Source organism: Bradyrhizobium sp. 482_C4_N1_8 (assembly GCF_052075965.1).
Lineage (GTDB): Bacteria > Pseudomonadota > Alphaproteobacteria > Rhizobiales > Xanthobacteraceae > Bradyrhizobium > Bradyrhizobium barranii.
In genome coordinates this window covers 7,175,177-7,194,098 of sequence record NZ_CP197231.1, presented here as the reverse complement: position 1 = coordinate 7,194,098, position 18,922 = coordinate 7,175,177, and the positions used below count along the sequence as shown (strand labels likewise).

Genomic DNA, 18,922 nt, shown 5'->3' with positions numbered 1-18,922 from the left:
TCATTCAGAGAGAGAAGAGCAGGAGAGAGCCATGAATGCACACGCAGGAACCGTCCGGGGCAAAGAGCGCTATCGATCGGGCACGATGGAATACGCGCGCATGGGCTATTGGGAGCCCGACTACACGCCGAAGGACACCGATGTCATCGCGCTGTTCCGCGTGACGCCGCAGGAGGGCGTGGACCCCATCGAGGCGTCAGCGGCGGTTGCCGGCGAATCCTCGACCGCGACCTGGACGGTGGTGTGGACCGATCGCCTGACCGCTGCGGAGAAGTATCGCGCAAAGTGCTACCGTGTCGATCCGGTGCCCGGCACGCCGGGCTCGTACTTCGCCTACATCGCCTACGACCTCGACCTGTTCGAGCCGGGTTCGATCGCCAACCTGTCGGCCTCGATCATCGGCAACGTGTTCGGCTTCAAGCCGCTGAAGGCGCTGCGTCTGGAGGACATGCGCTTCCCGGTCGCCTATGTGAAGACGTTCCAGGGGCCGGCGACCGGCATCGTGGTCGAGCGTGAGCGGCTCGACAAGTTCGGCCGGCCGCTGCTGGGCGCGACGGTGAAGCCGAAGCTCGGCTTGTCCGGGCGCAACTATGGCCGCGTGGTCTACGAGGCGCTCAAGGGCGGGCTCGACTTCACCAAGGACGACGAGAACATCAACTCGCAGCCCTTCATGCATTGGCGTGACCGCTTCCTCTATTGCATGGAGGCCGTGAATCGCGCGCAGGCGGCGTCCGGCGAGGTCAAGGGCACGTACCTAAACATCACCGCGGGGACGATGGAGGACATGTACGAGCGCGCAGAGTTCGCCAAAGAGCTCGGGTCGTGCATCGTCATGATCGATCTCGTGATCGGCTACACCGCGATCCAGTCCATGGCGAAATGGGCACGGCGCAACGACATGATCCTGCATCTGCATCGCGCCGGTCACTCGACCTATACGCGGCAGAAGAGCCACGGCGTGTCGTTCCGCGTCATCGCGAAGTGGATGCGGCTCGCCGGCGTCGACCACATCCACGCCGGCACGGTGGTCGGCAAGCTCGAAGGCGATCCCAACACCACGCGCGGCTATTACGATGTCTGCCGCGAAGACTTCAACCCGACCAAGCTCGAGCATGGCCTGTTCTTCGACCAGTCCTGGGCGAGCCTGAACAAGATGATGCCGGTCGCCTCCGGCGGCATCCATGCCGGCCAGATGCACCAGCTGCTCGATCTCCTAGGCGAGGACGTCGTGCTGCAATTCGGCGGCGGCACCATCGGCCATCCCATGGGCATTGCGGCTGGCGCGATCGCCAACCGCGTGGCGCTCGAGGCGATGATCCTCGCCCGCAACGAGGGGCGCGACTACGTCCATGAAGGTCCCGAGATCCTGGCGAGGGCGGCCGAGACCTGCACCCCGCTAAAGGCCGCGCTCGAGGTCTGGAAGGACGTCAGCTTCAACTATCAATCCACTGATACGCCGGACTTCGTGCCGACCGCGCTCGAAACCGTTTGAGGAGTTTTGACATGAAACTGACCCAGGGCTGCTTCTCGTTCCTGCCTGATCTGACCGACGACCAGATCACCAAGCAGGTGCAGTATTGCCTGGCCAATGGCTGGGCGGTGAATATCGAGTTCACCGACGATCCGCATCCCCGCAACACCTATTGGGAGATGTGGGGCCTGCCGATGTTCGACCTCCAGGACGCCGCCGGCGTGATGATGGAGCTCGCCGAATGCCGCAGGGTTTACGGCGACCGCTACATCCGCATCAGTGGATTCGACTCCAGCCATGGCTGGGAATCGGTGCGGATCTCGTTCCTCGTCAACCGCCCGCCGCAGGAAGCCGAGTTCGACCTGGTGCGGCAGGAGGTGGGCGGACGTGCGATCCGCTACACCACCGTGCGCCGGCCGGCCGCGCACGCGTCGACCTAGTTACTCCTCTCCGCGCGGAGCACTCCCTGCTCCGTTTCCTTGGCGGACCACTGCTTCGCCGCTCCCCCCGCGGCGAAGCTCTTTTCTTCGAGGTGCCGATGCTTGATGTCCCTCATGCGACGACCGCTGAAACCAGCGAGACCAGTTTCGATCTCCGCAAGGAGGCCGAGGCGGCCGGGATCACCGACACGCTGCAACAGCTCGAGCAGGAGCTGATCGGCCTCCGGCCGGTCAAGAACCGCGTGCGCCAGATCGCGTCACTGCTGCTGATCGAGCGCATCCGCCAGCGTGCGGGACTGGCATCGTCGCCACCGACACTGCACATGTCGTTCACCGGTAATCCGGGCACGGGCAAGACCACGGTGGCGCTGCGCATGGCAAAGATCCTGCACGGTCTCGGTTTCGTGCGGCGCGGGCAGGTGATCTCGGTGACGCGCGACGATCTCGTCGGCCAGTATATCGGCCATACCGCGCCGAAGACGAAGGAGATCTTGAAGAAGGCGATGGGCGGCGTGTTGTTCATCGACGAGGCCTATTATCTGCACCGGCCTGACAACGAGCGAGATTACGGCCAGGAGGCGATCGAGATTCTGCTCCAGGTGATGGAGAACCAGCGCGAGGACCTCGTCGTGATCCTCGCCGGCTATGGCGAGCGGATGACGAGCTTCTTTGCCTCCAACCCGGGCTTCCGTTCGCGCATCGCCCATCACATCGACTTCCCGGACTATGCGGAAGCCGAGCTTCTCGTCATCGCCGAGCTGATGCTGAAGGAGCGTGGATACCGCTTCTCGGCGGCGGCGCGCGGGGCCTTTGAAAAATACATCGCGCTGCGCCGGACCCAGCCGTTCTTCTCCAATGCGCGCTCGATCCGCAACGCGGTCGATCGCATCCGCCTGCGGCAGGCCGATCGCCTCGTCTCCGATCTCGACCGCATGCTCGATGTCGCCGATCTCGAAACGATCGATCCGACGGATGTCCTTGCGAGTCGCGTTTTCAGCGGTGGTGCGGACGCGCAGAGGAGTGCGAAGCCATGACGAGAGAAATCCTCATCGCGCCTTCGATCCTGGCCGCCGATTTCGCGCGCCTCGGCGAGGAGATTAGGGCTATTGATGCTGCCGGCGCCGACTGGATCCACTGCGACGTCATGGACGGGCACTTCGTGCCGAACATCAGCTTCGGCGCCGACGTCATCAAGGCGATCCGACCGGCGACGGCGAAGATCTTTGACGTGCATCTGATGATCGCGCCGACCGATCCCTACCTGGAGGCGTTCGCAAAGGCAGGCGCCGACGTCATCACGGTCCATGCCGAAGCCGGCCCGCATCTGGACCGCTCGCTCCAGGCCATCCGTGCGCTCGGCAAGAAGGCTGGCGTCAGCCTGTGTCCGGCTACACCGGAAGCCGCGATCGAATACGTGCTTGATCGTCTCGACCTCGTGCTGGTGATGACGGTCAATCCCGGCTTCGGCGGCCAGTCCTTCCTCGACTCCCAGATCGAGAAGATCAGGCGCATTCGAAGCATGATCGGCGACCGGCCGATCCGGCTCGAGGTCGATGGCGGCATCACGCGCGACAATGCCGCCGCCGTGGCTGCCGCGGGCGCCGACACCCTCGTGGCAGGATCGGCCGTGTTCCGCGGCAAGAGCAGCGCCGATTATGCGGGCAACATCGCCGCCATCCGCGCTGCTGCGGAGGCCGGCCGGGTTTCGAAGCTGCAACATGGTTCGGCACAGACGATCCGGGCCGGCGAGGCCGCGCTCACCCGGTAGAATACGGCATACAGGCGTGGCAGCGCCGGCGTCGCACTGGTTGTGCCATGGCGTGCCATCCCGTCCGAGGTTCTACAGGGCATGCCGCACAGCGCAGCGGGCCTTCCTCGCGCGAGAGTTCTGCGCAGAAATGCAGGGCAATCTCATCGGGTGGCCGGAATCGATCGAACGGTATCTTGATCTGATCGGCATCTCCGTCGCGCGCCAGCGCTACGCCTGGCCAATGAGTTCCACGTGGAGTTCTCCGATAGGAACCAATGGAGGCCTGCGCGTTTCCCAGACGTTAACCCAGGTTGCGCGGGGCGCCTCGCACGCAGTAAATGTTTTGCATAACCGCCATCGGCCTGACGTAAATCAGGGCAATAAGCTCAGTGAATGCGAGGGAGGGTCTCATGGAGAACGTACGTCGCTACCGGGCGCTGGCGTCTCTCTGTCGTCAGCAGGCGGCCTATCGGCCGCTCCAGAACTGGCAACTCCTTGGCCAAGCCGAACATTTCGAATATCTCGCCGAGATTGCGCTGAAGGCGCATTTCGACGCGTGCAATGCGCAACCCGAGGACGACGCCATCGCCACCGCGCCATTTGAGACCCCTGCTGCGGCCTGAGGGCGTCGGTCCGTTGCGGATCATCTCTCGATCAATGCGACATCAGCGTCGGGACCGTCATGGCTTCCAGCATGGCGCGGGTGACGCCGCCGAGGAAACGTTCCTGCAATCGTGAGTGGCCGTAGCCGCCCATGACCAGGAGATCGAGGCTCTCGTCGGCGGCCAGCGACAGGATGGTCGGCTGGATGTCGGCGCGTGCCGCCGACAGGCTGACCGTGCGGGTCGACAATCCGCGCCGGCCGAGGTGTCTTGCCAGATGGCTTGCCGAGACTTCGTCGGGAACGGCGTCGGCTTCGTTGATCGTGATGATCACGATCTCCTCGGCGCGGGCCAGGAAGGGAGCGGCGTCGCGCATCGCGCGGGCGGCGAGGCGGCTGCCATCCCAGCAGATGCCGATCCGGTTCGCCCTGAATGACCCACGAAAGGTGTAGGGCAGGAACAGCACCGGTCCGCCCGCCTGGAACAGGATCTCGCCGGGCATATCATTGTCGAATGAGCCTTGCGCCGGATCGGGCTGCAGCACGATGCTGAGATCGTGGAGCCGCGCCATCTCGCCGAGCGAGCCGGCTGCGTCCGCCGGGATTGCGCCGAGCGGGTGGCAGGTGCAGGAGATGCCGGCGTTCGTGGCTTCGCTCCGAAATATCGCCAACGCGGCCTCGGCACGCTCCACCGCGCGCTCGCGCTCCATCTCGAACACCGCCGCTACGGCGGCACCGCCATCCAGGACGTAGGCAGTGCTGCTCGCGACGTACCCGACGGCGACCGCGTCGACGTGTGCGTTGAGTCTCGCCGCGAGCGAGATCGAGCCGTCGATCACCGCGCTCATCGGGCGCTCGGTCGGGATGTGGACGAGAATGTCTTTGTACATGGCGCGCCTCCGGTGGACATCATCCAGTGGCCGCAGTCTATCACGGCGCACGGGGCCTGCGTTGAGCCGCATCAAATGTGCAGCCCTGATTTTCGCGGCACCTTTGCCAAGATTTAATCGGACGGACGGGACGCCGTAAGGTGACGATGTCCATGTTGGTTGCAAGGCGACTTACCCAACATGGACATTTCGACATGAACGATCACGTCAATTCCGACACCACCACGTCCCGCAAGATATTGAAGCCGCGCCGGCTTGCGCTGCTGGGCACCGCGGCCGCGCTTGGCGTGGCCGTGCTCGCTGCCTCTCCCGCCTCTTCGCAGTTCGGTCTGAATTCCTTCATCGGGCCGGCCCAGGCGGCGGAAGCCGCCGCGACGCCGCCGGGCTTCGGCGATCTCGTCAGCAAGGTCAAACCCGCCGTCATCTCGGTGCGGGTCAGGATCGACCAGGACAATGACAAGAGCGCGATGCTGCAACAGAACCGGATGGATTCGGACGAGGATTCGCCGTTCGACCAGTTTTCGCGGCAGTTCGGCTTCCGCGGCCCGGGTGGCATGAACGGCATGCCGCGCCAGCGCCACCAGATGATCACGGGCGAGGGTTCCGGCTTCTTCATCTCCGCCGACGGCTATGCCGTGACCAACAACCACGTCGTCGATCACGCCGAGTCGGTACAGGTGACTATGGATGACGGCACGAGCTACACCGCGAAGGTGGTAGGCACCGATCCGAAGACCGATCTCGCGCTGATCAAGGTCGATGGCAAGAGGGACTTTCCGTTCGTCAAATTCTCCGACCAGAAGCCGCGCATCGGCGACTGGGTGGTCGCGGTCGGCAACCCCTTCGGCCTCGGTGGCACCGTGACCGCCGGCATCGTCTCGGCCAATGGTCGCGACATCGGCAACGGTCCCTATGACGACTTCATCCAGATCGACGCGCCGATCAACAAGGGTAATTCCGGCGGTCCGGCCTTCGACATGAACGGCAACGTGATCGGCGTGAACACCGCGATCTTCTCGCCCTCCGGCGGTTCGGTCGGTATCGGCTTCGACATTCCGGCTTCGACCGCGAAGCTCGTCGTCGCGCAGCTGAAGGACAAGGGCTCGGTCACCCGCGGCTGGCTCGGCGTGCAGGTGCAGCCGGTGAGCGCCGAGATCGCCGACAGCCTCGGCCTCAAGGAGGCGCGCGGCGCGATCGTGGACAATCCGCAGGACGGCAGCCCCGCGGCGAAGGCCGGCATCGAGGCGGGCGACGTCATTACCGCCGTCAACGGTACCGCGATCAAGGACTCCCGCGATCTCGCCCGCACCATTGCCACCCTGGCGCCGGGCACCTCCGTGAAGCTCGACGTCTTCCACAAAGGCGCGAGCAAGACGGTGACACTCGCCCTCGGCGAGTTGCCGAACGAGCGGCAGGCCAAGGCCGGCGAGGGCAAGGCGCAGCCGAACACCGGCACGCCGCGCCTCGGTCTCAGCCTGGCGCCGGCCGGCGACGTCCAGGGCGCGGGCCAGAAGGGCGTCGTCGTGACCGAGGTCGATCCGCAGGGACCCGCCGCGCAGCGCGGCATCCAGACCGGCGACGTCATTCTCAACGTCGGCGGCAAGGCCGTTGCCAATGTCGGTGATGTCCGCTCCGAGCTGGCGCAGGCCAAATCATCCGGCAAGAACAGCGTGCTGTTGCAGGTGAAGAGCCAGGAAGCGACGCGGTTCGTCGCGGTGCCGCTGGCCTAAGCCTCGCGCTTCCCGCGGCAAACTCAAAAGGCGGCCTGCGGGCCGCCTTTTTCGTGCGCGTCTGGAAGATTCCCACAGGTGTCGATAACATTCTCGTTAACGGCAGCGTTGATGACGGGTTCGTCCGAAAAAGCCGCGTTCGCTCGTCACAGTTGGGAATCACGTGTTGGGCTTTGGCGTCAATGAAGACGCCCAGGCGAATTGCAGGAGTGGAACTTCGAACGCCCGGCCTTCTTGTGGAACCGGTGGTTCGCATTTGATCGGTGCCGACATGGATCGATTGAAGCTCTCGCTGAGGTGTGCGCTGCTTGTGGCGCCGCTTGTCCTGACGACCGGAAGCGCCTTGGGGCGCGACGATGGCCGCTACGCCAACTCGCCGCTAAAACCCTGGTTCGACAGTTTGCGCAGCCATCTCGGGCCCTGCTGCTCGGATGCAGATGGCTTTGCTGTATCCGACCCCGATTGGGAATCGCACGATGGGCACTATCGCGTGCGGCTCGACGGGCAGTGGGTGGACGTGCCTGATGAGGCCGTCATCACCGAGCCAAACCGGGCTGGCCACACCATGGTGTGGCCGGTGAAGACTGCGTTCGGGATTTCGATCCGCTGCTTCATGCCGGGCAGCATGATCTGACCCGGATCGGCGTTACCGCTTGCTGGACTTGCGCTTCGCGGTCTTCTTCGTTGTCTTGGCCGTCTTCTTGGCTGTCTTCTTGGACGTTTTCCGCTTCGACGCCTTCTTCGGGACCTTCTTGCCCTTCGCGCGCGCTTCCGACAGGCCGATTGCGATCGCCTGCTTGCGACTCTTCACGCGTCCGCCACGACCGCCGGGGCCGCTTTTCGCGGTGCCCTTCTTATAGCGGCGCATCTCGCGCTCGACATCACCGCCGGCGCTGCGTGAGTAGCGGCGCTTCTTTGCCTTGCGTGCCATCGACTCTCTCCCTTGGCCACGGGAAAGAACCGCATCACTGACCCTACGTTCCAAATGCGCTGGCCGCGCTCCTCAGAAGGAGTTCGCCAACTCGATCTCGTCTTCCAGCGCTCGAATGCGGCGCGCAGCCTCAGTCGAGGACAGAGCCCGATCGTATTGGGTGGGCTGATAGGCCTCCTCGCTCAGACGCTTCAGCCTCAGCCCCTGCGCTCTCGTCATCTGTTCCGCGAGGAAAACCCTGGCGTCGTATTTACCCTGAACCTGCATCTGGCCTCTCCGTTCTCAAATCCTGACTTGACTATATGTTCTTATTTTGTTCTAACAAGCCATGGACAACAGAATTAATGAAATTCGACGCAAAATCAGCGCCTTGAGGCTTGAGATGGCCGACATTGAGGTGTCTGTGCGCGACCTCGTCAATCGCGACCGCGACTGCACGGAAAAGGCCCTGACGCAGATGGATCTGCGCCGGAAAATCAACCTGCTGATCGGCGAATGGAAGGCGGCCGGTGGCGGCGATGTCCTGCCTGACGTCCGCGAGCGGGTACGCCTTCGTCCTGCAACGACATCCGGCAGTCCGCTGCGCGTGATCGCGCGCCGCTGAGAATTTTGGGAGCGTGCGGTGGACGAAGACCCGGACACGTACCGGATTCTAAAGCTGCGCGCCGAAATTCTCGAACTCGGCTCCGCCATCCGGCAATTGCAGCGCGAGGGTCTCGACGATGCCGCAGCCCAACTCCTGATCGCACGCAAACGTGCACAGCTCGAGCATCTCGTGAAGGCGAATGCCGCGGGACGGCCGCTTTAGCGATCTGACGCTGGAAGGATTCCCAATCCAGCTCCAAGCTCCAGCTCCAAAGCGAAAGGCCCCGCGTCGCCGCGAGGCCTTTGATGGTCGGCCGGAGCTCACTTGGTGTTGCTCATGCCGCCCTTGTTGTTCGTCATGGTGCCGCCTTGGTCGGAGCCGGGGCCAGAACCACCTTGACCGGAGGGATCAGCGCCCTTGGAGGACTTGGTGTTGGCACCCGTGGTCTGCGACGAGGACATAGCGGATCCATGCTTGGCCTTATGCGACTTGGCCTGCACGGCGAACGGAGCGGCGGCGAGGCCAGTTGCCAACATCACGGTAAGAGCGAGCTTGGTGGTTTTCACGCGCGGGAACTCCCTGAGTTGAATTGACGCAGGCAGCCAACTGCCATTTGCCGCAGGAGTTCCGAACGAAAGCGCCCGGTGCGCGTCACGCGCGCTTCAAAATTCCTTGTCCTCGGCGAGGATGAACATGAGGCCCGTGAGCGTCGCCCCGATCGCGAACGTCGTCACCAGTGTGATGATGAAGACCATGGCGGCCGAATGTCCGCCGTGGTTCAGCAAATTTGCGACTGCCGGATTGAACAGGACGAGGGCGAGCCCGAAGACAAGGCCGAGGGCTGCGCCCATCATCGCATGCGTCATCAGCTTGATGACGCCGGTCGGAGAGATGAGGCTCGGCGACTTTTTCCCGCGCATGGAACCGCCTCGCGGTGTGGCATAAAACGCGCACGACGATTGCGGGTTCCATTGTCATGACGATTTTGTCATTCCCCGCTTCATCCGACGTTCATGGCGGTCTTGCGAGGATGAATGCCATCAACACGGGAACATTCGATATGGGTAAGGTCGTCTTTCTCTATCGCTCGCTGGCCTATCGCAACGCGGCTGCGGATATGCTGCGCAAGGCGCGCAAGCTGCCGCGCGGCGCCGAGCGGAGCGCAGCCCGCCGTTACGCGCGGGCGCTGCGCGAGCTTTCGCAAACGGAAGCCTGGCTGGAAGGACGTGTCGCTGACGAACCGCAGGCGATGCAGAGCATGAGGGTCGCCGCGACGCGCTAGAGCATGATCGGTTCTGAGTGAATCAGGGCCGAAGCTCCAGATTCCTGTCTTTACGCGCGAACCGGAGCCCACTTCGCTCGCAGACGCGCTAGCCTGAGGCCTGCTGAAGGGGTTCGGACGGAGCCGCGTCGAACTTGCTCGCGGCCGACGGCGCTACGGTCTTCCGCGTCAGCGGCACCTCAAGGCGGCACAACAGGCCTTCGGCACGCCAGTTGAATTCCGCCTGTCCGCCGAGTTGCGATTCCACACTGGCAAGCAGGCTCCGCGTGCCGAAGCCACGGGATTTCGGCGTCCTCACCAGCGGGCCGCCGGTTTCGTCCCAGGTCAGTGTGAGGTGGTCGTCCTCGACTTGCCAGCCGATCGCGAGCCGCCCCGACCGCGTCGAGAGCGCGCCATATTTCGCCGAGTTGGTGAAGAGCTCATGCAGCGCCAGCGCCAGCGTCTGCGCTGTCGCCGGCGCCAGCTGAACTTCCGGACCGGCCAGCTTGATCTGGCCGCCGAGCGAGTAGGGCGCGAGTTCCTCGTCGATCAGCCTCGAGAGTTCGGCGCCCTGCCAGCTCGACAGCGACAGGATCGTGTGCACGCGCGCCAGCGCGTTGATGCGCCCTTCGACGGCGTTGACGTAGGCCTTGACCTCGTCGGCGCGGGTGAGGCGCACGATCGATTGCGCCAGCGCCAGCGCGTTCTTGGCGCGATGATCCACCTCGCGCGCGAGCAGGTTTTGTCTCTCTTCCGCGCGTTTGCGTTCGGTGATGTCCACGGTGACGCCGCTCACGCGCACCACGCGGCCGCCCTGGTCCACCGTCGCGGCCGCCGTGCCGACGCACCAGCGCACCTCGCCATCGGGCCGGCTGACGCGAAACTCGCCTTCATAGGCGTGCGCGCCGGTGTTGAACGCGGCAATCGCCTGGCTGAACTGGTCGACGTCATCAGGGTGCAGCAGCGCCTGGATATTGGCTGAGGTGACATTGAAGGTCTCCGGCGTCACGCCGAAGATGCGGTACTGGCCTTCGTCCCACATCCAGTCGCCGTTGACCCAGTCCCAGTCCCAGGATCCCATCTTGCCGGCGGCAATCGCCATGCTGCGCCGCTCTTCGCTCTCGCGCAGCTTTGCGGTGGAATTCTCCAGCTCGGCCGTGCGCGCGCGAACGCGGTCCTCGAGCTCCCGGTTCAGCCGTTCGAGCTCGCGCGTCTTGCGGTAGAGTTCGGCGAACACCTTGATCTTGGCGCGCAGCACCTCCGGCACCACAGGCACCGGCACGTAATCGACCGCGCCCATCTCGTAGCCGCGCAAACGGTCGATGTCGCTCACCTGAATGGCCGAGATGAAGATCATCGCGGTCTTCTGGAAGCGCGGATGCTCCCGGATCATCGCGGCCAGCTCGAATCCGTCGAGCTCGGGCATGCAGACGTCGACCAGGATCACCGCGATCTCGGTCTTGAGGAGCACCTCCAGCGCCTCGCGGCCCGATGATGCGATCACGAGGTTCTCGCCGAGTTCCTTCAGGATCACCTCGTAGGCGAGCAGCTTGGCCGGCTGGTCGTCGACGAGGAGGATGTTGACCTTTTCGTGGTCCATTCGCGGATCCAAACTCAGCGGTGCAGCCACATGCGGATTGCAAGCAGCAATTGATCGGTGTTGACGGGTTTGGCGAGGTAGTCGGACGCACCGGCTTCCAGGCATTTCTCACGGTCGCCCTTCATCGCCTTGGCTGTCAGCGCGATGATCGGAAGGCGGGCGAAGGCCGGATTTTCGCGAATGACGCCGATGGTCTGATAGCCATCCATCTGCGGCATCATGATGTCCATCAGCACGATGGCGATCTCCGGATTGGATTCGACCAGCGTTACCGCCTCGCGGCCGGTCGTGGCCGTCAGCACCTTCATGCCCCGCCGCTCCAAGACGCTCGACAGCGCGAAGATGTTGCGGGCGTCGTCGTCGACGAGCAGGGCGGTCTTGCCGATCAGGTCTTCGTCGGAACTGTTCAGCTTCTCCAGCATGCGCTGCTTCTCGACCGGCAGTTCCGTGATCACGCGATGCAGGAACAAGGCGGTCTCGTCGAGCAGGCGCTCCGGCGATTCCACGCCCTTGACCACGATGCTGCGCGCCATGGTGTGGAGTTCCGCATCTTCCTCCGCCGAGAGCTCGCGGCCGGTGAAGACCACCACCGGAACGTTCGACAGGCTCTCGTCGTTGCGGATCTGGTCCAGCACCTCGAAGCCGCTCATGTCGGGCAGCCGCAGGTCGAGCACCACGCAATCGCAGGGTGCCTCGCGCAGCGTCGAGAGCGCGCCGGCGCCGGTATCCGTCGTCACGATCTCGATGTCGTCGTGATGCAGCAGCTCGCGGATCGAGAGCTGCTCGGCCTCGTTGTCCTCGACGATCAGGAGCCGCTTGCGCCGCGGCCGTGCATATTCCTTGATCTGCGTCAGCGCGGCTGAGACGCCCTCGGTCGTGGTCGGCTTGTTGACGAAGGAGAAGGCGCCACGGGCCAGCGCATGTTGCCGGTCCTCGTCGAGCGTGATGATCTGCACGGGGATGTGGCGGGTCAGCGGATTGTGCTTGAGCTGGCTCAGCACCGTCCAGCCCAGCATATCAGGCAGGAACACGTCGAGCGAAACGGCCCGCGGCTGGTACTGCTTCGCAAGCTCCAGCGCCTCCGCGCCGCGCGCGGCGACCAGAACCTTGAAGCCCTTGTCGCGGGCGAGATCGACCAGCACGCGCGCATAATGCGGATCGTCCTCGACGATGAGCAGGATGGTGTCACCGGGCTCGAGATTGAGCCGGTCGTCGGCAATCTGCTCGATGACGCGCTGCTGTTCGGGTGCAGCCGCTTGCAACGCCGGTGGCTGACTGTACTGCTGCGGCGCGGGCGCACGCGGCGCGAGCGTCGGGCCGGAATATTTCAGCGGCAGATAGAGCGTGAAGGACGAGCCCTTGCCGGGCGCGCTGCGCAGATGGATCTCGCCGCCGAGCAGGCTTGCGAGCTCGCGGCTGATGGCAAGTCCGAGACCGGTGCCGCCATATTTGCGGCTGGTGCCGGCGTCCGCCTGCTGGAATGCCTCGAAGATCAGCTTCTGCTTCTCGAGGGGAATGCCGATGCCGGTGTCCGTCACTTCGAACGCGATTACCGCCGGCGCGGAGTTCAGCACCGGATGATCCGTGCCCCAGCCGCCGACCGCGGCGACGACCTTCAGGCGCACCTCGCCTTCGGCGGTGAACTTGAAGGCGTTGGAAAGCAGGTTCTTGAGAACCTGCTGCAGGCGCTTGGAGTCGGTGACGATGCTGCGCGCAAGGTTCGGGTCGACGTCGATCTTGAACGACAGGTTGCGGTTTTCCGCCTCGTGCCGGAACGGCCGCCCGACGGTCTCGAGCAGGTTCGCAGTCAGAATCTCCTCGGCGTCGACCGTCACCGTGCCGGATTCGATCTTGGAGAGATCCAGGATGTCGCTGATGAGGTTGAGCAGGTCGGTGCCGGCGCCATGGATGGTGCGGGCGAACTCGACCTGCTTGGCAGAGAGGTTGCCATCCGGATTGTCGGTGAGCTGCTGTCCCAGGATCAGGATCGAGTTCAGCGGTGTGCGCAGCTCGTGGCTCATATTGGCGAGGAATTCGGACTTGTACTTCGAGGTCAGCGCGAGCTCGGTCGCCTTTTCCTCCAGTGCGCGGCGGGCCTGCTCGATTTCCTGGTTCTTGCGCTCGACCTCGACGTTGCGCTCGGCGAGCTGCTGCGCCTTCTGCTCGAGCTGGTCGTTGGTCTGCTGCAATTCGCGCTGCTGGGTCTGAAGCTCGCCGGCGAGCTGCTGCGACTGCTTGAGCAGGCCTTCGGTCTGCATCGTCGCCTCGATCGAGTTGAGCACGATGCCGATGGAGTCGGTAAGCTGCTCGAGGAATGTCATCTGCGAGGTCGTGAACGAGGTCAGCGAGGCGAGCTCGATCACCGCCTTGACCTGGCCTTCGAACAGCACCGGCAGCACGACGAGGTTCTTTGGCGCGACGCGGAACAGCGCCGAGTTGATCGGCACCACGTCGGGCGGAATATCGGCGATGACGCGCGGCCGTCTGTCGAGGGCGCATTGGCCGATCAGGCCGTCGCCGAGCGGGAGCACGCGCTGATAGGGATAGACGCCGTCGCCGGCATAGGAGGCGAGCAGCAGGAGCCGCGGACTATCCTCGTTCTCGACCTGGTAGATCACGCCGGTATGGGCGTTCACCAGGGGCGACAATTCGGTCAGCAGCAACCGGCCGACGGTGGTGAGATCGCGCTGGCCCTGGAGCATGTTGGTGAATTTAGCGAGGTTGGTCTTCAGCCAGTCCTGCTCGGTGTTCACGTCCGTCGTGAGACGGAGGTTCGTGATCATGGTGTTGATGTTGTCTTTCAGCTCGGCGACTTCGCCGCGGGCGTCGACCTGGATTGACCGCGTCAGGTCGCCCTTGGTCACGGCGGTCGCGACTTCCGCGATCGCGCGCACCTGCGAGGTGAGGTTGGCCGCGAGCAGGTTGACGTTGCCGGTGAGATCCTTCCAGGTGCCGGCGGCACCGGGCACGTCGGCCTGGCCGCCCAGCCGTCCCTCGACGCCGACCTCGCGCGCCACCGACGTCACCTGATCGGCGAAGGTCGCGAGCGTCTCGGTCATGTTGTTGATGGTGTCGGCGAGCGCCGCGACCTCGCCCTTGGATTTCACGGTGAGATTTTGTTTCAAATCACCGTTCGCAACCGCGGTCACCACCTTGACGATGCCGCGGACCTGCTCGGTCAGGTTCGCCGCCATGAAGTTGACGGTGTCGGTGAGGTCCTTCCAGGTGCCGGCCACACCGGGCACCTGGGCCTGGCCGCCGAGCTCGCCTTCGGTGCCGACTTCACGCGCGACGCGGGTGACTTCGCCGGCAAACGCGTTGAGCTGGTCCACCATGGTGTTGATGGTGTTCTTCAGCTCGAGGATTTCGCCCTTCACGTCCACGGTGATCTTGCGGGACAAGTCGCCGCGCGCCACGGCGGTCGTGACCTCGGCGATGTTGCGGACCTGCGTCGTGAGGTTCGCGGCCAGCAGGTTGACGTTGTCGGTGAGATCCTTCCAGGTGCCGCCGACGCCGGGCACGACGGCCTGACCGCCGAGCCGGCCCTCGGTGCCGACCTCGCGCGCCACGCGCGTCACTTCGGCGGCGAAGGAGCGCAGCTGCTCCACCATCGTGTTCAGGGTGTCCTTGAGCAGCAGGATCTCGCCGCGCACGTCCACCGTGATCTTCTTCGACAGGTCACCGCCGGCGATTGCGGTCGCGACCTCGGCGATGTTGCGGACCTGGGCCGTCAGGTTGGAGGCCATGAAGTTGACGTTGTCGGTGAGGTCCTTCCAGGTGCCGGCAACGCCGGGCACTTCGGCCTGGCCGCCGAGCTTGCCCTCGGTACCCACCTCGCGCGCCACGCGCGTCACTTCGCCGGCAAAGCCGTTGAGCTGGTCCACCATGGTGTTGATGGTGTTCTTCAGCTCGAGGATTTCGCCCTTCACGTCCACGGTGATCTTGCGCGACAAGTCGCCGCGCGCCACGGCGGTGGTGACCTCGGCGATGTTGCGGACCTGTGCGGTCAGGTTGCCCGCCATCGAGTTGACGCTGTCGGTGAGGTCCTTCCAGGTGCCGGCGACGCCGGGCACGTTGGCCTGACCGCCGAGCCGGCCTTCGGTGCCGACCTCGCGCGCCACGCGCGTCACCTCGCCCGCGAAGCGGTTGAGCTGGTCGACCATCGTGTTCAGCGTGTCCTTGAGCTGAAGGATCTCGCCGCGGACGTCCACCGTGATCTTGCGCGACAGGTCGCCGCCGGCGATGGCGGTTGCGACCTCGGCGATGTTGCGGACCTGGGCGGTGAGATTGCCCGCCATCGAGTTGACGTTGTCGGTCAGGTCCTTCCAGGTGCCAGCGACGCCCGTCACCTGGGCCTGGCCGCCGAGCTTGCCTTCGGTGCCGACCTCGCGCGCCACGCGCGTGACTTCGCCGGCGAACGCGTTGAGCTGGTCCACCATGGTGTTGAGCGTTTCCTTCAGCTGAAGGATTTCGCCCGACACGTTCACGGTGATCTTCTTCGACAAGTCGCCCTTCGCAACGGCGGTCGCGACCTCGGCGATGTTACGGACCTGACCGGTCAGGTTCGAGGCCATCGAGTTGACCGAGTCCGTCAAGTCCTTCCAGGTACCGGCGACGCCGCGCACTTGGGCCTGGCCGCCGAGCTTGCCTTCGGTGCCGACCTCGCGCGCGACGCGGGTGACTTCGCCGGCGAAGGCGTTGAGCTGGTCCACCATCGTGTTGATGGTGTCTTTCAGCTCCAGGATTTCGCCGCGCACGTCCACGGTGATCTTCTTCGACAGATCGCCGCCCGCGACCGCCGTCGTCACCTCGGCGATGTTGCGGACCTGTGCGGTCAGGTTTGACGCCATCGAGTTGACGCTCTCGGTGAGGTCCTTCCAGGTGCCGGCGACGCCGAGCACGTTGGCTTGACCGCCGAGCCGCCCCTCGGTGCCGACCTCGCGCGCGACGCGGGTGACTTCGCCGGCAAACGCATTGAGCTGGTCCACCATGGTGTTGAGCGTTTCCTTCAGCTGAAGGATCTCGCCCGAGACGGTCACCGTGATCTTCTTCGACAGGTCGCCGCCTGCGATCGCGGTCGCGACGTCGGCGATGTTGCGGACCTGCGCGGTCAGGTTCGACGCCATGAAGTTGACGTTGTCGGTGAGGTCCTTCCAGGTGCCGGCCACGCCGGGCACTTGGGCCTGGCCGCCGAGCTTGCCTTCGGTGCCGACCTCGCGCGCCACGCGGGTCACTTCGGAGGCGAAGGAGTTGAGCTGGTCCACCATGGTGTTGATGGTGTCCTTCAGCTCCAGGATCTCGCCACGCACGTCCACCGTGATCTTGCGCGACAGGTCGCCGCGCGCCACGGCAGTGGTGACGTTGGCGATGTTGCGGACCTGGGCGGTGAGGTTGCCGCACATCGCGTTGACGGAGTCGGTGAGGTCCTTCCAGGTGCCGGCGACGCCGGGCACGATCGCCTGGCCGCCGAGCTTGCCGTCGGTGCCGACCTCGCGCGCCACGCGCGTCACTTCGGAGGCGAAGGAGCGCAGCTGGTCCACCATCGTGTTGATGGCTTCCTTGAGCTGAAGGATCTCGCCGCGGACGTCGACGGTGATCTTCTTGGACAAGTCGCCGTTGGCGACCGCGATCGTGACCTCGGCGATGTTGCGAACCTGGTTGGTCAGGTTGTTCGCCATCGAGTTGACGCTCTCGGTCAGATCCTTCCAGACGCCGGTCACTTCCGGCACCTGGGCCTGGCCGCCGAGCTTGCCTTCGGTGCCGACCTCGCGCGCGACGCGCGTCACCTCGGAGGTGAACACGCCGAGCTGCTTGATCATGGTGTTGACGATGGTCGCCGACTGCAGGAATTCGCCGCGCAGCGGGCGGCCGTCGACGTCCAGCTTGACGGTCTGGAGCAGGTCGCCTTGCGCCACCGCCGCGACCGCGCGCGTCACCTCGCGCGTCGGCCACAGGAGGTCGTCGATCAGCGTGTTGACGGAGCCTTCCATGTCGGCCCAGGAGCCGCTGGCGAGGCCGAACTTCACGCGCTGGCGGGTCTTGCCCTCGCGCCCTACGACCTGACCGACCAGCTCGAGCTGCTGCGCCATGCGCTGGTTGGCGGCGATGATTTCATTAAAAGTGTCGGCGATCTTGCCGTCGATGCCGAGATAGTCCCCGCTCATCCGCACCGAAAAATCGCCGCTGCGCATGGCCTGCAAGGCAAGCAGCAATTCCGGCCGCGAATCCGGGTCCGACATACCGTTGGTTTTTGGCTTTGGAACGCGACGACCGGAGCGTGATGCAGTTCCGGGATCGAGGTCGCTCATACTGATTCCCCCGCGGCGTCGGCCGAATCCAAGGCGTGACGCAGTTGTCAAAATAGACCGTCAGCCAAATTCGAAATCAAGCGCCAACGTTGCAGCGCTTGGAATTGGAACCTGCGGTGCTCAGCCCGGCCAAAATAACGGTGAGGAGTGACGATGGTTCCATCCCGCTCAGGAAAAAGCCGGCCGGCCGCTGCACCAGAGCTCAGAGCCGTCCTAGGAGAGGCGCTGGCGCGCCCAGCGGGCGCGGGGCTGTGACTGGCGACCCCGCCGCAAGCTCCGCCACGCCGCACGCTGATTCGCAGGCCACGAGGACCGCGACCAGATCGAGCCCCAGCGGCAGCGGCGCCTCGACCTCGGGCGGCAGGGACGACAACGGCGATGCCGGCCCCGAGAGTAACCGTACGGTGCGGCCGGAGAGCCAGCAGCATCATCCGGAAGACAAATAGGCTGCTATTTGTCCGCCATGGTGCGCTCCGCATCTTTCACCTGCGTGCGCAGCATCGGCAATTGCTCGCGCGCGAAGGCGGCGAGCGCAGGATTGTCGGGCGCTTTCAGATAGCGCTCGAGCAGGCTGATGGCGGATTCGTATTCGGGGATTTGCGCGGCATAGAAGCTTCTGACGTAAGTTGGTCCATCCGCATTTTCGGGCTCGACGAGGCTTGCGCTCACTGACGTCGTCTTGCCGGCGTGCGGCTCCGCACCGATTGCGTCCTGAATCTGCTTCAGGGTCTTGTCGCGCTTGCCCGCCTCCTCGGCGCGCAGGGCCGCGAGATTTTTCACCTCCGCATTGCCTTTCAGGTCGGTGCTCTCCAGCAGGCCCTGCTGGAAACGGCTGAAGCTATAGAGGCCGGTGATGACATCGGTTGCGGTCGGCACGCGGTCGCCGGCCGTTCGCTCGCCCATATTGTCGGCGAACGCCGAGGTGCTGACGAGAGCCAGGATGATTGCCACGAGAATCCTCATGCATCTCCAATGACCGATGGCGTGCGAAGTTCCCCCGGCGTTACGATCCGGTAAAGGCGATTGCGGAGCGAGAGTTCCGTTCCCACATCTTCTGTATGAAACAGTCTGACATCTTCAGGGATAACGCCGACAACTGCCTTCAGCTCGCCGAGCGCGCGGAAGGGCAGCCCACCCACAAACGCTATTTGCGCATGGCGGATGCCTGGACGGCATTGGCGAACGAGCAGGACTGGCTGGACGGTGAAATCCCGCCCGTAAAGGTCCGCGTCCTTCGAACGCAGGATGCGTAAGCGCTCTCATTTTCGTGAATCTGCATGTGAGACTGCTCACGGAATGCAAGCAACCAATCCAGGATCATCCACGAACAGTCGATCGCGTTGATTTTGATTCC

19 protein-coding genes are annotated in these 18,922 nt (G+C 64.4%); 11 read left to right on the top strand and 8 right to left on the bottom strand.

Going from position 1 to position 18,922, the window contains the following annotated elements; all coding sequences use genetic code 11:
- The first annotated feature begins 31 nt into the window (after nucleotides 1–31).
- The 5 genes from AB7Z56_RS34120 (at nucleotide 32) to AB7Z56_RS34100 (ending at nucleotide 4,284) form a co-directional block, all read left to right on the top strand.
- A complete protein-coding gene (locus AB7Z56_RS34120; protein ID WP_063984962.1) occupies nucleotides 32–1,492 on the top strand; it encodes a form I ribulose bisphosphate carboxylase large subunit in 1,461 nt (486 codons plus the stop codon).
- A gap of 11 nt (nucleotides 1,493–1,503) precedes the next feature.
- Complete coding sequence (locus AB7Z56_RS34115) at nucleotides 1,504–1,911, top strand: ribulose bisphosphate carboxylase small subunit (protein ID WP_063984961.1); 408 nt, start codon at nucleotides 1,504–1,506, stop codon at nucleotides 1,909–1,911.
- Between the two features lie 98 nt (nucleotides 1,912–2,009).
- Nucleotides 2,010–2,945 carry a CbbX protein gene (cbbX, locus tag AB7Z56_RS34110; RefSeq protein ID WP_063984960.1) on the top strand — a complete coding sequence of 312 codons (936 nt, stop codon included), beginning with the start codon at nucleotides 2,010–2,012 and terminating at the stop codon, nucleotides 2,943–2,945.
- On the top strand, nucleotides 2,942–3,679 hold the full coding sequence (gene rpe / locus AB7Z56_RS34105) for a ribulose-phosphate 3-epimerase (RefSeq protein ID WP_063984959.1): 738 nt from the start codon (nucleotides 2,942–2,944) through the stop codon (nucleotides 3,677–3,679). The genes cbbX and rpe overlap by 4 nt, the downstream gene beginning before the upstream one ends.
- A gap of 392 nt (nucleotides 3,680–4,071) precedes the next feature.
- Nucleotides 4,072–4,284, top strand: a complete 213-nt coding sequence (locus tag AB7Z56_RS34100; RefSeq protein ID WP_028148245.1) for a hypothetical protein — start codon at nucleotides 4,072–4,074, stop codon at nucleotides 4,282–4,284.
- 31 nt (nucleotides 4,285–4,315) lie between these two features.
- Here the strand turns inward: AB7Z56_RS34100 and AB7Z56_RS34095 are convergent, their stop codons facing one another.
- Nucleotides 4,316–5,152, bottom strand: a complete 837-nt coding sequence (locus AB7Z56_RS34095) for a universal stress protein (RefSeq protein WP_063984958.1) — start codon at nucleotides 5,150–5,152, stop codon at nucleotides 4,316–4,318.
- A 194-nt stretch (nucleotides 5,153–5,346) separates the two neighbouring features.
- On the opposite strand from AB7Z56_RS34095, the gene AB7Z56_RS34090 reads away from it, so the two are divergent.
- Both AB7Z56_RS34090 and AB7Z56_RS34085 read left to right on the top strand, forming a co-directional pair.
- Complete coding sequence (locus AB7Z56_RS34090; protein WP_441256741.1) at nucleotides 5,347–6,882, top strand: Do family serine endopeptidase; 1,536 nt, start codon at nucleotides 5,347–5,349, stop codon at nucleotides 6,880–6,882.
- A 271-nt stretch (nucleotides 6,883–7,153) separates the two neighbouring features.
- Nucleotides 7,154–7,516, top strand: coding sequence for a hypothetical protein (locus tag AB7Z56_RS34085; protein ID WP_028148242.1), 363 nt, complete (start codon nucleotides 7,154–7,156; stop codon nucleotides 7,514–7,516).
- Nucleotides 7,517–7,528: 12 nt separating this feature from the next.
- On the opposite strand, the gene AB7Z56_RS34080 is transcribed toward AB7Z56_RS34085, so the two are convergent.
- On the bottom strand, nucleotides 7,529–7,813 hold the full coding sequence (locus AB7Z56_RS34080) for a DUF6496 domain-containing protein (RefSeq protein WP_354123421.1): 285 nt from the start codon (nucleotides 7,811–7,813) through the stop codon (nucleotides 7,529–7,531).
- A gap of 72 nt (nucleotides 7,814–7,885) precedes the next feature.
- Nucleotides 7,886–8,080, bottom strand: coding sequence for a DUF3072 domain-containing protein (locus AB7Z56_RS34075; RefSeq protein WP_063984955.1), 195 nt, complete (start codon nucleotides 8,078–8,080; stop codon nucleotides 7,886–7,888).
- Between the two features lie 115 nt (nucleotides 8,081–8,195).
- Between AB7Z56_RS34075 and AB7Z56_RS34070 the strand changes: the two genes are divergently transcribed.
- Nucleotides 8,196–8,417 (top strand): hypothetical protein, encoded by a 222-nt coding sequence (locus AB7Z56_RS34070; RefSeq protein ID WP_441256853.1) that lies wholly within the window; start codon nucleotides 8,196–8,198, stop codon nucleotides 8,415–8,417.
- Nucleotides 8,418–8,435: 18 nt separating this feature from the next.
- A complete protein-coding gene (locus AB7Z56_RS34065) occupies nucleotides 8,436–8,621 on the top strand; it encodes a hypothetical protein (RefSeq protein ID WP_084795247.1) in 186 nt (61 codons plus the stop codon).
- A gap of 98 nt (nucleotides 8,622–8,719) precedes the next feature.
- Here AB7Z56_RS34065 and AB7Z56_RS34060 read toward each other — a convergent pair whose 3' ends face one another.
- Nucleotides 8,720–8,965 (bottom strand): hypothetical protein, encoded by a 246-nt coding sequence (locus AB7Z56_RS34060; protein ID WP_063984953.1) that lies wholly within the window; start codon nucleotides 8,963–8,965, stop codon nucleotides 8,720–8,722.
- A gap of 96 nt (nucleotides 8,966–9,061) precedes the next feature.
- Nucleotides 9,062–9,319, bottom strand: coding sequence for a hypothetical protein (locus AB7Z56_RS34055; protein WP_063984952.1), 258 nt, complete (start codon nucleotides 9,317–9,319; stop codon nucleotides 9,062–9,064).
- A gap of 56 nt (nucleotides 9,320–9,375) precedes the next feature.
- Here AB7Z56_RS34055 and AB7Z56_RS34050 point away from each other — a divergent pair, with 56 nt between their 5' ends.
- Nucleotides 9,376–9,681, top strand: a complete 306-nt coding sequence (locus tag AB7Z56_RS34050; protein WP_283018511.1) for a hypothetical protein — start codon at nucleotides 9,376–9,378, stop codon at nucleotides 9,679–9,681.
- An 88-nt stretch (nucleotides 9,682–9,769) separates the two neighbouring features.
- Here the strand turns inward: AB7Z56_RS34050 and AB7Z56_RS34045 are convergent, their stop codons facing one another.
- The 3 genes from AB7Z56_RS34045 to AB7Z56_RS34035 form a co-directional block, all read right to left on the bottom strand.
- Nucleotides 9,770–11,260, bottom strand: a complete 1,491-nt coding sequence (locus tag AB7Z56_RS34045) for an HWE histidine kinase domain-containing protein (protein ID WP_063986598.1) — start codon at nucleotides 11,258–11,260, stop codon at nucleotides 9,770–9,772.
- Nucleotides 11,261–11,274: 14 nt separating this feature from the next.
- On the bottom strand, nucleotides 11,275–17,568 hold the full coding sequence (locus AB7Z56_RS34040; protein ID WP_063984951.1) for a HAMP domain-containing protein: 6,294 nt from the start codon (nucleotides 17,566–17,568) through the stop codon (nucleotides 11,275–11,277).
- Nucleotides 17,569–18,018: 450 nt separating this feature from the next.
- The gene (locus AB7Z56_RS34035) at nucleotides 18,019–18,531 is read right to left on the bottom strand and encodes a DUF4142 domain-containing protein (RefSeq protein ID WP_063984950.1); all 513 of its coding nucleotides are present in this window, start codon (nucleotides 18,529–18,531) and stop codon (nucleotides 18,019–18,021) included.
- Nucleotides 18,532–18,626: 95 nt separating this feature from the next.
- Between AB7Z56_RS34035 and AB7Z56_RS34030 the strand changes: the two genes are divergently transcribed.
- Nucleotides 18,627–18,821 carry a hypothetical protein gene (locus tag AB7Z56_RS34030; protein ID WP_063984949.1) on the top strand — a complete coding sequence of 65 codons (195 nt, stop codon included), beginning with the start codon at nucleotides 18,627–18,629 and terminating at the stop codon, nucleotides 18,819–18,821.
- The last annotated feature ends 101 nt before the right edge of the window (nucleotides 18,822–18,922 follow it).

Coding starts and splice junctions, on each gene's coding strand:
- AB7Z56_RS34120 (WP_063984962.1), top strand. CDS start 32: ATGAATGCACACGCAGGAACCGTCCGGGGCAAAGAGCGCTATCGATCG.
- AB7Z56_RS34115 (WP_063984961.1), top strand. CDS start 1,504: ATGAAACTGACCCAGGGCTGCTTCTCGTTCCTGCCTGATCTGACCGAC.
- cbbX (WP_063984960.1), top strand. CDS start 2,010: ATGCTTGATGTCCCTCATGCGACGACCGCTGAAACCAGCGAGACCAGT.
- rpe (WP_063984959.1), top strand. CDS start 2,942: ATGACGAGAGAAATCCTCATCGCGCCTTCGATCCTGGCCGCCGATTTC.
- AB7Z56_RS34100 (WP_028148245.1), top strand. CDS start 4,072: ATGGAGAACGTACGTCGCTACCGGGCGCTGGCGTCTCTCTGTCGTCAG.
- AB7Z56_RS34095 (WP_063984958.1), bottom strand. CDS start 5,152: ATGTACAAAGACATTCTCGTCCACATCCCGACCGAGCGCCCGATGAGC.
- AB7Z56_RS34090 (WP_441256741.1), top strand. CDS start 5,347: ATGAACGATCACGTCAATTCCGACACCACCACGTCCCGCAAGATATTG.
- AB7Z56_RS34085 (WP_028148242.1), top strand. CDS start 7,154: ATGGATCGATTGAAGCTCTCGCTGAGGTGTGCGCTGCTTGTGGCGCCG.
- AB7Z56_RS34080 (WP_354123421.1), bottom strand. CDS start 7,813: ATGGCACGCAAGGCAAAGAAGCGCCGCTACTCACGCAGCGCCGGCGGT.
- AB7Z56_RS34075 (WP_063984955.1), bottom strand. CDS start 8,080: ATGCAGGTTCAGGGTAAATACGACGCCAGGGTTTTCCTCGCGGAACAG.
- AB7Z56_RS34070 (WP_441256853.1), top strand. CDS start 8,196: ATGGCCGACATTGAGGTGTCTGTGCGCGACCTCGTCAATCGCGACCGC.
- AB7Z56_RS34055 (WP_063984952.1), bottom strand. CDS start 9,319: ATGCGCGGGAAAAAGTCGCCGAGCCTCATCTCTCCGACCGGCGTCATC.
- AB7Z56_RS34050 (WP_283018511.1), top strand. CDS start 9,376: ATGACGATTTTGTCATTCCCCGCTTCATCCGACGTTCATGGCGGTCTT.
- AB7Z56_RS34045 (WP_063986598.1), bottom strand. CDS start 11,260: ATGGACCACGAAAAGGTCAACATCCTCCTCGTCGACGACCAGCCGGCC.
- AB7Z56_RS34040 (WP_063984951.1), bottom strand. CDS start 17,568: ATGAGCGACCTCGATCCCGGAACTGCATCACGCTCCGGTCGTCGCGTT.
- AB7Z56_RS34035 (WP_063984950.1), bottom strand. CDS start 18,531: ATGAGGATTCTCGTGGCAATCATCCTGGCTCTCGTCAGCACCTCGGCG.
- AB7Z56_RS34030 (WP_063984949.1), top strand. CDS start 18,627: ATGAAACAGTCTGACATCTTCAGGGATAACGCCGACAACTGCCTTCAG.